The sequence below is a fragment of the Psychrobacter sp. UBA2514 genome, from assembly GCF_002341255.1.
Taxonomy (GTDB): Bacteria; Pseudomonadota; Gammaproteobacteria; order Pseudomonadales; family Moraxellaceae; genus Psychrobacter; species Psychrobacter pacificensis.
Genome location: NZ_DDNS01000035.1, coordinates 94,049 through 106,535, shown reverse-complemented (window position 1 = coordinate 106,535; position 12,487 = coordinate 94,049). Strand labels below are relative to the sequence as shown.

Sequence of the window (12,487 nt, the reverse complement as noted above, 5' to 3'; positions counted from 1 at the left end):
TTTTAATATTGATTGACTATATAAAGCCCTATATGCAATGACGGTAATTAACACAGATTGATAAACATAAATAGATAAACCAAACCTATAAAAAGGACGAAGGACAATGTCAAACTCCCTCAGTATCGCAAAAGAGCGCATTAGCCAGATAAGCGATATTGCTACCAGTTATGTACAAAAAGACAAATCGCTATTTGATCATTTTATCCATAGCTACTATGAGCCGCTGCATGAAGAAACTGCAGAGGCGATCAGTAATGCTGATTTGGCGGGCATGGCGCTACATCACTTTACATTGCTCAAAGCCTATGATTGCAGCAAACCACAACTGGCAGTATTGAATCCCTTAGCAGAAGAGCAGCACTTTCATAGCTCGCACACGGTCATTCAGATCGTGGCATATGATAGACCATTTTTAGTCGATACGATCTTGATGAGCCTTGAAGCTGAAGGTATCGATGTGCATCGTACTTACAATATCATCGTAAGTGTTAAACGCGATGAGGACGGCCAGATTACTTATGTTGAAGGCGCACATGAAAGTGCCACTTCTCATATGTCGTTGATTCATTGTGAAATTGCTTATCAAGATAATGAAAGCTTGGAAGCATTACAACAAATGCTTATGTCTAAAATTGACACGCTTGATACCGTCGTTGGCGACTGGAAACAAATGCGTGCGCAGTTAAATGACATTAAAGCTGAACTGTCTAGCAAACCACTGCCAGAAGTGTTCTACTCACAACAAGAAATCCAAGCATTTTTAGATTGGATATTAGATGACCACTTTATCTTCTTAGGTTATCGCGAGTACCGTTTAGAAGGCGGTCACGAAAACGAAGTCACCGAACCTACTAATTTGGATTTATTTGCCATTGGTAATAGCGGTCTTGGTCTATTGCGCGGTTCAGAAGAAGACAAGATATCAGAAAGCTTCAATCAACTGCCTAAAGGGCTAAAACAATTATTAACTGAGCCGCGCGTGTTGATGCTGTCTAAATCAAGCCGTGTATCTCCGATACATCGCTCGGTATATATGGACTTTTTGGGTATCCATAAGTTCGATGATAATGGTAAATTGATTGGTGAGTATCGCTTTATCGGTTTGCTGACATCGCAAGCGTATCAGCTTACCGTACAGCAAATACCGCTACTACGCGAAAAGGCCAACCAGATTATGGCCATGGCAGAATTGCCACGTGATGGTCATGCTCATCATAAATTGATGCATGTGATTAATACCTTGCCACGTGATGATCTGTTCCAAGCCAGCGTCGAAGAGCTGTACCCAATTGTCTCAGGTATTAGCCAATTACAAGACAAAAAGAGCTTACGCTTATTTAGCCGTATCGACCATTACCAACGTTTTGTCTCGTGCTTAGTTTATATTCCACGTGATAAGTTCAACACTGAGCTACGCATCAAAGTACAAAACGTTCTAAAAGATGCTTATAACGGTTTGTCTTCAGGTTTTACCACTGAATTCAATGAATCTGCGCACGCCCGCGTCCATGTCCATGTGCGCACAGTGCCAGGTCAAGTGAATGACGTTAATATCGCGACACTTGAAGCCAAATTGTCAGCACTTATGCAGTCATGGGATGATAATTATCAAAAAATGCTACTCGATAATGTGGGTGAGCAACAAGCCAACGCTTTGACTCGTCGCTTTTTAGACTATATTCCTGCTGCGTACCAAGAGCGTTTTGATGCTCGTACCGCAGTCGAAGATACGAAGCGTCTGGCGGGACTGACCGCAGAAAACCCAATGATTTGGCATTTATACCAGTCGACAGGCGATGCACGTAACCAACTTCACCTAAAGCTATACGGTCGCGAGCAGCCTGTTATCCTATCAAAAGTGCTACCAATACTTGAAAACTTTGGTGTATCGGTTATCTCAGCACAAACTTATGAGTTTGATTTGCCAGAGCAGCCTATCTGGATGCAAGAGTACGAGCTGACGCTAGAGCATGTCGATACGGTCAATATGCAAGTCGTGCGTGGTCAGTTCGAAGACAGCCTCAAGCAAATTTGGGCAGGCCGTGTTGAGAGCGATTCGTTCAATGAGTTGGTACTAACGACCAAGCTCGACACTTACGATGTCGTCGTATTACGTGCGCTGTCTCGCTATATGCTACAAGCTCGTGCGCCATTCTCTAGCGCCTATATCCAACAAACTGTCGTTAAAAACAGTGATATCAGTGTGGCATTGGGCAGCTTGTTTGATGCGCGCATGAACCCTGAATATAGTGATGAGACGCGCCAAGAAAAAACAACGAAAATTCAAGAGAAAATCACCGCTGCGTTAGCAGATGTCGATAGCCTAGACGAAGATCGTATCTTGCGCTGGTACTTGGATCTGATTAATGCGATGGTACGTACCAACTTCTATCAAGTAGATAGCGACGGTCAACGCAAAGATCGTTTGTCGTTTAAGTTCTTGGCAGCAGACATTCCAAATCTGCCCAAGCCAAAGCCAATGTTTGAGATATTTGTCTATTCACCGCGCGTTGAAGCGGTGCATCTACGTGGTGGCAAAGTCGCCCGTGGTGGTCTGCGCTGGTCAGATCGTATGGAAGATTTCCGTACCGAAGTGCTTGGCCTCGTCAAAGCACAGATGGTCAAAAATGCCGTCATCGTCCCTGTTGGCTCTAAGGGCGGCTTTATTGTCAAAACCAAAAGCATGGCTGATGGCCGTGAAGCGTTCCAAGCAGAAGGCATTGCCTGCTATCAGACATTCCTACGCGGTATGCTCGATGTGACTGACAATATCGTTGATGGCAACATCGTCCCGCCAGCCAACACAGTACGTCATGATGAAGATGATCCGTACTTGGTTGTCGCAGCGGACAAAGGCACAGCGACTTTCTCTGATATCGCCAATGCGCTCGCAGCAGAGTACAACTTCTGGCTGGATGATGCCTTTGCTTCAGGTGGTTCAGTAGGTTATGACCATAAAGCAATGGGTATTACAGCGCGCGGTGGTTGGGAGTCGGTCAAACGTCACTTCCGTATGCGCGGTATGGATATCCAAAACCGTGATGACTTTACCGTGGTCGGTATTGGTGACATGAGTGGGGATGTATTCGGTAATGGTATGCTGCTCTCAACGCATACTAAGCTCGTTGCTGCCTTTAACCACCTGCATATTTTTATTGATCCTAATCCAGACACGGCGGCCTCATACGCGGAACGCGCACGCTTGTTTGAGCTACCGCGCTCATCATGGGCAGATTATAACGACTCCTTAATCAGTCAAGGTGGTGGGATATTCTCACGCCAAGACAAGACTATCGCTATCAGTCCTGAGATGAAATCGCTCTTTGATATCAGTGCAGACAGCCTTGCACCGAACGATTTGATCAGTGCGTTATTACGTGCACCTGTCGATCTCATCTGGAATGGTGGTATCGGTACGTATGTCAAAAGTGCAAATGAGACGCATGCCGATGTTGGCGATCGTGCCAATGATTCGCTACGTATCGATGGTAATGAGCTGCGCGCAGCTATCGTTGGTGAAGGTGGTAACTTAGGTCTAACCCAGCAAGGTCGTATCGAATACGCTCAAACGGGCGGACGCATATATACAGATGCCATCGATAATTCAGGCGGTGTAAACTGCTCGGATCATGAAGTCAATATCAAAATCTTACTTGGCAAAGTGGTCGAGCAAGGCGATATGACGCTGAAGCAGCGTAATGAATTGCTTGAGAGTATGACTGACACCGTAGCAGAATTGGTACTACGTCAGAACTACTTGCAACCACAAGCCATTGAGCTGAGTCATATTCGCGCCGCAGCCAATCTAAGCGATCATCAGCGCTTCATCCAAATGCTAGAGAGTGAAGGGCGCCTGGATCGTGCGATTGAGTATCTACCATCAGACGAAGAGATTACGAAGCGTCAAAAAGCAGATACTGGTCTGACCAACCCTGAGCTCGCAGTCGTCTTGGCTTATGGCAAAATGTGGGTCTATGACAATCTATTATCATCTGATTTACCAGATGATCCGTACTTCATTAACGAGCTACGCAAATATTTCCCAGATGAGCTTGCGTCACGCTTTTTTGATGAAATGACTGAGCACCGCTTGCATCGTGAAATCATCAGCACTTACTTGACCAACAGTGTGGTCAACCGCTTAGGTATTGAAGCGTTATTCCGTCTGTTTGAGGAAACCGATCAATCACTAGCGACTATCGTGCGTGGTTATGCGATTAGCCGTGATGTATTCAACGTATCGCGCGCTTGGCAAGCATTGGAAGCATTGGATAACCAAGTTGAAGCAACACTACTTCTGAATCTTGAGCTGCGTCTACGTGATGCGCTTGAGCGCGGTGTGGTCTGGTTCATCAATGCCTTTGGTCAAAACTTGCAAGTTGCTGATATGATTAGCCGCTTTAGCGATAGTGTTGAAAAACTGACTAAGCCAAGTGGTTTTATCGAGCAGCAGTTTGCCCAATATTTGCAAGAAGACACCGAGCGTTTGATGCAAAAAGATCTGTCTGACAACGATGCTACCTTATTTGCGATGCTACCGTATCATGTCGATGCGCTTGATGCTGCATTGCTGGCTGAGCAATATGAGCGTCCTGTTGATGAGATTGCAACCCTATACTTTGAAGCCTATCAAGTGTTGCAGTTAGATTGGATGATGGACAATATTGCCAATTTACCACAGCAAGACTACTGGGATCGCCGTGCACGCCATGCGTTAGTGAACGAGTTGTCACGTAGCTTGCGCCTACTAATGGATGCGGTACTGTCTAAACCAGATGCCAAGCAGGCATTTAGTGAATGGAAAGCAAGACACGTCGATCAGCTTGCAGCAGTCACGACAGAGATGAATAAGTTAGATGAGCTGCATAGCAACGATGAAGAAGGTCAAATTGGTCTGTCAACGCTGTCAGTATTGATGAGTGAGCTGAGTGGTTTAGTCACTAAATAATCAGTTACTCATTAAGAAATAAATATCTGTAAGTTCAAAAAAACCACCGTTCTTAATGTTCGGTGGTCTTTTATTGTCTAAACAAAATCGTTTAATCGAAAGTAGAGTAGAAAGTAGCAAACTGACTAGCTTAAATTACGAGGCTTTTTCACTGACAACTTTGTGACATCCTTGACCACTAATTCGGCTAAAGCCGCCCGAGAGCTTTTCGACCTTAATTTGGGTTAAGATACGATCTTTTAGCGTCTGTACATGGGAGATTACCCCGATTAATTTTCCTTCTTGCTGCAAATTGGTCAGTGTATCTAGCGCAATATCCAAAGACTCTTCATCCAAGGTACCAAAACCTTCATCCAAAAATAGCGAGTCTACGCGAATATTTTGGCTGGCCATTTGTGATAGTCCTAGTGCCAGAGCAAGGCTAATAATAAAGCCTTCACCGCCTGAGAGATTTTTGGTACTACGAATCTCACCGCCTTGATAGTCATCCATGACGTTGAGCTCAAGGGGGTTGCCATCATCACGAACCAGCAGGTAGCGATTGCTCATCTTTTGCAGCTGAGTATTTGCATGACTGATCATAATGTCAAAGGTAAGTCCTTGAGCAAAGGTACGAAACTTCTTTCCACTATTTGAGCCGATCAAATCATTTAACTGTCGCCACACTTGTAACTTATCTTTTTGGGCATTGATGGCATTAATCTGTGCCTGTTGCGTGCTTTTCTTATCCTCATTGTCTCGTAACTGCTGACTGATTGCACCAATTGACTCAATGCAGCTATTAAACTTCTCTTGGACTTGCGCTTGCTGCTGGATAAGCGTTTCTTTATCGTCTGTTGTCAGCGGATTAGCTTGCTTATCTTCTAATGCTTTCTCGGTTTCATTCAATAAGGATTGCGCTTGCTTGAGTGCATAATCAATATGTTCTTGCTGCTGTTTGAGTGCATTACGCTCATCCATAGGCAAGCGCGCCGCCAAAAATTCTGCTTCCGTATCAAAGCTGGAGGAGGCAAGTGCCGTTTGGAACTGGTTTTCTAGAACCTGCACGGTATCAGCTGCTGCTTTGATTTGCTGGGTGATCTGCTCTCGTTGGTCTTTTAGCTGCTTGAGCGTGTATTCAGCACTGTCTAGTTGTCTTTGGGCAACGGACTGATCGGTTTTCGCTTGTTCTAATGCCGCGCGCAAACGCTGCTCTTCTGCATCGGGATCTTTGTCGGCGAAGACATTGATTCTGTGTGTTTGTAGCTGCTCAAGCGCCTTTATTTTTTCAATCACGAGTTGAACCAGACTATCAAGCTCCTGTTGGTCTTTATCCAACTGGGTTTGTTTGGTATCGATCTGTATTTCTAGACCGCCTAGTTCTGTCGCTAGCTTTTGCTGATGCTCTTTATAATTATTAAGCCCATTTTTTATGGTTATAAGCGCTGCGTGCTGCTGACGCAATGTCGTGATATGCGTATGATAATCCGCCTCGTTTAGGATAACTTGGCTATCAATACTTTCCATCAGGGGATGTAAAGTTGACTTCGAGGCGCGTATCTGCGCGATTGCGTTTGACTGAAACGTGCCAGCGGCGTATCTTTCTAAGAGCTGAATGATGTCATTTTTAAGGGTGGTTAATTCAGAGAAATTATCGTGAATGTGTTTATCTGTATTATCTATACTCACGGATGTTATTTTGATATTCGTCTCAATCCCATTAATATCGCTTGCCAGCTTATGCTGCTGTTGTGCTAATGCGCTAATGTCCTCGCGCATGGTAGCGAGCTTCTCGCCAAGCCTCTGATAATTGGACAGCGTGCCTCTAAGTGATGCTTTACGTTCGGTCAATTGATGTTGAGTGCTCTTTAACACCGGTATTATATCTACATGTGTCTCAAGTTGCTGCAATGGTTGTATCATTGCCGCGATAAAAGGTGAGTAGTTTTCCTTCAGGACTAAACTCACTGACTGCTTGATATCAGCTGCTAGTTTTTGTGCTTGATCTTGTAGTAGGTTTTTCTGATTTTGCTGTCGCTCAAGCTGCTGCTGTTTGGTTGCTTGATTGATACGATGTACAGATAATCTGTTTTCCAAATCGGATATGGTGGTGTCCAGCTCTATCATTTGTTGCTGAATCTGATCTGCTTCGGTATCTGATATCAAATGCGGGTGGTTTGCGCCATAAGGATGCTCAAGCGATCCGCACAGCGGGCAGGGATGACCGTCTTTTAGATCAGCAATGTGGCTTTCTAGAGTGGCTACTTTTTGTAGTAGATATAACTGTGTTTGTTTGTCTTGCCGCTTGTCTTTAGTGGATTGGATAGTGGATGCTTTATTAGTAATGATATCAGCCAGCACTACCAAATCGTCTTGTATTACTGGTAGCTCAGTGTCTATATCTTTGATCTGTGCGCGAAGCTCATTGAGCTTATCTACTTTTGACTCTATTTGTTCAAGCTGACGATCGAGGCCATCTATCTGTTCTTGTTCGCTGTGTATCTCAGGTAGAGACTGTCTTTCAATTAATTCGGCTTGCTTTTGTTGTAATTCCTCGATCTGAGCTTGCAGAGCTTTTTCTTTAGCCGCTTGATCCTTTTGTAGTGGATACAAGGTTCTAAGATGGCTTTGATACTGGTCTGTATTGTGTTTTTGGTTGGCCTTGCTGATATTTAAATCAGCATTGTCTTGGAGCAGTGCTTTTAAACTGGTGCAATAACTCTTAAAATTAGCAATATCGCCGTCGATGTCATTTAAGTCATTTGCACCATTAAGATTGCGCGCTATATCTGCTAATTGGGATTTATTTTGTACTGCTTGTTGTTGATGGTGATCAATCTCTAGGCGTAAGCGCTGAGTATGGTCCGATAACGTATTCTCCCTTTGCTGCGCTTCTTTTAATCCCTGCGTTTGCTGCGTAATGTCGATATCTAGTCTACGCGCTTCTCTAATATTAGGTAAGGTGGATCGCAGCGCTTCATCAGCGGCTTGTACGCGAGTTTTTACGGTATCTAGCAGCACGTTCGCTTGGTGTAAGTTATTCTGTGTTTGCGGCAGCGTATCGTTAATTCCTTGCTGTTCATTTTGTAAACGTTTTAGATTATTGCGGTCAGAGGCAAGCTTTCCGTATTGACTATCAATCTCCAACGCCTTATTGGCAGCGGTTAAGCGTCTAGCGTCATGGATAAAGTCTTGCTGAGCCTGCTGAGCCTGCGCTAGATCATTTTGATAAGTGTTCAGTTTTTCTTTTGATTCTGTGACGCTATCTAGCCACTTTATTTTTTCGACCAAATCTTGAATTTCTCGCTGCTGCGTACTCTGGGTGCTTTGATATAACTGCAAATCGGCTCTTAATTGACCTTCTTCTTCGGTATCTAAAAGTGCCAAGCCATCTAAACCATATTGCAGTTTACTCAATATCTCTTCTTCAGTGCGTTTTTTATTATGAACATGTGTTGAAATGGTGGCATAAATATCAGTACCTGTAATTTTTTCTAAAATATCGGCACGCTCGTCAGCTTTTGCCTTCAAAAAAGCTGAAAAACTGCCCTGAGCCAGCAATATAGAGCGAGTGAACTGCTGAAAGTCCATCCGAGTCAGTTCAATTATTTTATTTTTGGTATGTTTTAGCGTGCTCTCTAACAGCTCATCTTTTTTTGACGAGTCATCAGCGTTTATCTTAGCAATTTCATGAGTGGCGTCTTGCAGATTGCCATCTGCCTTATTATAAGCACGGCGCTGTCCCCAACGGCAGCGGTACTGCTCACCATTTAAATCAATCACGACTTCAGCGAAGCATTCCGCTGTTTGCCGCGTCATTACTTCATTGCTGCTTTTGCTGATACTGTTGATCCTTGGTGTTTCACCATATAGCGCCAGACAAATCGCATCCAATATGGTGGTCTTGCCAGCGCCAGTCTGTCCTGTGATCGCAAAGATACCTTCATTGGTAAAAGCGGTGTCAGCAAAATCAATGTGCCATTCACCTTTGAGAGAATTGAGGTTTTTGAGTCTGAGTTCGATTAGGCGCATGGATATATCTTATTATTAGTGATAGCAGCAACTGCAAAAATTTAGAAAATAGAAATGCGATAATGATTCACGCTTATATTATTCTGCCTGTTTGTCCTCATGATGTAAGTGATAAAGTATCTGACCATAGGCATCACGCAACGAGTCTTTTTGTGACTCAGCCACCTCATTAATCGTCAAGCAGCGCTCAAATACTTCCATCTCATTCAAGTCTTGCAGATTCTCCGAGGTTTGCTGTTGATTAAGCACTTTATTATAAGTGCGGGTGTTCTTAATCTTTAATACCTCACATGTCAGCCCATTTACCATCGCTTGTACTTGCTCACGTAAGTCACTGACAATCTCGTCACCCGTATAGACCACCTCTAACCAAACAGAATCCGTTGGTGTGAGTGATTTTATCGTTTGTGAGATTGTGGTTAGGTCACCAGATATCTGCGCTAGCTGTTGGAACTTTGGAATGGGTAGAGAAACTACTTGCATCTGATTGTGGTCATCATGATGTAAAACTTTGTTAGAAGTAATGGAGTCGTTAGGTTTGGGTTTATGCTGTTTTTGATCGTCAGTGTTCGCTTGAAGAGCCGCTGTTGTTATCTCATGATTATCAGCTGGCGCGTCAAATCCAAATAAGTCATCTATAAAACCAGATTGTACGGGTGCTTTTTTAGTATTTTTTTCTACTGATCTTTCAACCGTGGTAGTTTTAACATTAGCATCTGTGCTGGCAAGTTGAGGCATGACGTTTAGCCCTAAGCCATCATCATCAAAAGATTCAGAATTGCCAAATTGTATAAGTAGCACTTGTTTTTGCTGTTTTGCCTCCCCAAAGCCCATTGCAATGGGTGAGCCTGAGTAGCGAATACTCTCACGACCGCCAACGCGCTGTGGCACATGCAAATGCCCAAGGGCGACATAGTCAAAACCCTCATCAAACATATCAGCGGAGATTTTGCCAAGTGAGCCAACATAGAGATCGCGCACGCCGTCATCATCGGTTGTTTTGCCACCAGCGGCGAATAGATGACCTGTGGCAATGATAGGGATATGCCGTTGATGTACCTCGATTAATTTGGCCTGCTGTTCTCTAGCAATCGCTGCTACTTCATCATAGTGGGCGCGAATACCTTTGATAACATTGGCGTCTTTGCTATCCGCAGACTCGCCAGCGCTACTGCTACGTACATCACGGTCGCGCAGGTAGGGTACAGCGGCGATAATGCAATGAGGATTGTTATCATCATCACCTAAGACCAATACCTCATCTTCTAAATCATCACAAGCAGTCCCAATCACATGGACATTCAAAAATTTGAGCACATTGCTTGGCGCATCCAAAAACGTCGGTGAGTCATGATTGCCTGCGACAATGACCACATGCTGACAGCAGGAACGTGAGACTCGCCCCAAAAACTCATAATATAGCGCTTGGGCTTTATTGCTGGGCGTCATGGTATCAAAGATGTCACCTGCGACAATCAATATATCTACTTGCTGTGCGCTAATGGTGTCTTTTAGCCACTGCAAAAATGCCTCAAACTCTTCATAACGCAGACGACCATAAAGCCTGCGCCCCAAGTGCCAATCGGACGTGTGCAATATTTTTAAAGGTCTAACAGAGATATATTTAGAAGCAATAGATAGGGGCATAGTTTGGCTTATCATTAAACGTCAGAACATTAATTAGGTAGCTTTCATTCTAGCAAGAATCGTTGAGATTTTCTCTGTTGCCAAAAGAAAACCCTACCAATAGATAATTGACAGGGTCGCTTTGCGGTACAGGTAATAATAAAACACAGAAGATTAATCGATGATGAGCTGCTCTAGATCGTCCCCTGAATTTGTCGCAAGATTTGCAATCATCGATAGCGCATGAGCTTGTTGATCTATGGGCTGTTTGACTGCTTCACCTCTTGAACCTTCACGTAACCAGTTTTTAGCTATGTCATCGCTGCTTTGGTTGTGCTGCTGATTTTGTAAATTGTACCAAGCCAAATCATGATGCAAGCTGACCACATCGCCCATAATAAGCAGGGCAGGCGTCGGCAGCTGAGCGGTTTCTTGCTGACTGACGATGCTGGCAAGCGTACCTGTTAGGACTTGCTGATTGGGCATACTGGCATTAGAGACAATGGCAATTGGCGTATCAGCACTACGACCAGCGTCAACCAAGCCTTCAGTCAAGCGCGCCAGCGAATGCAGACCCATATAAAAGACCACCGTCTCATCGGTGTTCAAGAAGTTTTTAAAGTTGTTGTTGGGCGTGCCTGCCTTCAAGAATCCTGTCACAAAACGTACGGACTGTGAGTGGTCACGGTGAGTTAAGGGTATGCCAGCATAGCTAGCAGCGGCATTGGCAGCGGTGATCCCTGGTACGACCTGATACGGCACACCATGAGCGCGCAGGCTTTCAATTTCTTCACCGCCACGACCAAAGATAAATGGATCGCCACCTTTTAATCGAACCACACGCCGACCTTCTTTGGCGCTATTGACCAATAACTCATTGATGCCAAGCTGCGCGACAGTATGGTTACTGCGTTTTTTACCGACAAACACTTTGTCTGCATCACGGCGGCAAAGATCCAGCACTTGTGGAGATACCAATGCGTCATAGTAGACAATATCTGCTTGCTGCATCAAACGCAGCGCTTTAAATGTCAAAAGCTCTGGGTCACCAGGGCCTGCGCCAACGATATAGACTTCGCCTACGGGGGGTGATTTTTTTTCTGACTCGTCTGATAGCGTAGGCGTTGTATTTTCCGCAGCATGGGCTTTATCATGAATAGCAGCGGCAGTACTATCTAAATCCGCTTGCAACTGGGCAGCGGCTTCCGTTTCATTACCCGCAAACATCAACTGACTGACTTGACCCTCAAACGCACGCTCCCAAAATTGGCGGCGTCCAGTCAGCGTTGGTATTTTGGACTTTACCTCGCTGCGAAAATCCCCTGCCAGCTTGGCCAGTTTGCCATAGCCTTGCGGGATTAAGGTCTCAAGGCGTGCCCGTAATAGCCGTGCCAATACAGGCGCTTTACCATTTGATGAAATGCCGATGACAATAGGGTTACGATCAATAATGGCTGGAAAGATAAAATCGCACAATGGCGGCGTATCGACCACATTGACCGGGATATTTAGCTCAGTCGCATCTGCGTAAATCTCATGGTTAAGCGTTTCATCGTCAGTCGCGGCAATGATCACGCGAGCGCCTGACATATAGGATTTGTGATAGTTTTTTTCAATCAACTCGTGCTTATTGTCACTCAGTAACTCTCGTATTTCGTGGCTGATATTAGGCGCAAGAATCGTAATGCACGCGCCAGCACGGCTGAGCAAGTCCGCTTTACGCAGTGCCACTTCGCCGCCGCCCACGATGAGCACTTTACGGCCTTCTAATTTAAAAAATAGCGGGAAGGTGTTCATAGTGTCACCATATATTGAATTATTTATTGTATAGTCGAACCACTATTAAAGTGTTACAGCGTTAGACTCGTTTAGCCTACTACTGTAGTACTTGCACTCGTC

The 12,487-nt window shown here is 44.6% G+C and carries 4 protein-coding genes; 1 reads left to right on the top strand and 3 read right to left on the bottom strand.

Annotation, left to right across the window (positions count from 1 at the left end; translation table 11 throughout):
• The first annotated feature begins 106 nt into the window (after positions 1-106).
• A complete protein-coding gene (locus tag B3V51_RS09835; RefSeq protein WP_286708332.1) occupies positions 107-4,951 on the top strand; it encodes an NAD-glutamate dehydrogenase in 4,845 nt (1,614 codons plus the stop codon).
• 135 nt (positions 4,952-5,086) lie between these two features.
• Here B3V51_RS09835 and B3V51_RS09830 read toward each other — a convergent pair whose 3' ends face one another.
• The 3 genes from B3V51_RS09830 to cysG all read right to left on the bottom strand — a co-directional run bounded on the left by B3V51_RS09830 (position 5,087) and on the right by cysG (position 12,385).
• Positions 5,087-8,962 carry an AAA family ATPase gene (locus B3V51_RS09830; RefSeq protein WP_286708331.1) on the bottom strand — a complete coding sequence of 1,292 codons (3,876 nt, stop codon included), beginning with the start codon at positions 8,960-8,962 and terminating at the stop codon, positions 5,087-5,089.
• A gap of 78 nt (positions 8,963-9,040) precedes the next feature.
• A complete protein-coding gene (locus B3V51_RS09825; RefSeq protein ID WP_286708330.1) occupies positions 9,041-10,609 on the bottom strand; it encodes an exonuclease SbcCD subunit D C-terminal domain-containing protein in 1,569 nt (522 codons plus the stop codon).
• 153 nt (positions 10,610-10,762) lie between these two features.
• Positions 10,763-12,385, bottom strand: a complete 1,623-nt coding sequence (cysG, locus tag B3V51_RS09820; RefSeq protein ID WP_284719375.1) for a siroheme synthase CysG — start codon at positions 12,383-12,385, stop codon at positions 10,763-10,765.
• Positions 12,386-12,487: the final 102 nt, after the last annotated feature.

What these genes read in the sequence shown, in the direction of transcription:
- B3V51_RS09835 (WP_286708332.1), top strand. Translation starts at nt 107, where the DNA reads ATGTCAAACTCCCTCAGTATCGCAAAAGAGCGCATTAGCCAGATAAGC.
- B3V51_RS09830 (WP_286708331.1), bottom strand. Translation starts at nt 8,962, where the DNA reads ATGCGCCTAATCGAACTCAGACTCAAAAACCTCAATTCTCTCAAAGGT.
- B3V51_RS09825 (WP_286708330.1), bottom strand. Translation starts at nt 10,609, where the DNA reads ATGCCCCTATCTATTGCTTCTAAATATATCTCTGTTAGACCTTTAAAA.
- cysG (WP_284719375.1), bottom strand. Translation starts at nt 12,385, where the DNA reads ATGAACACCTTCCCGCTATTTTTTAAATTAGAAGGCCGTAAAGTGCTC.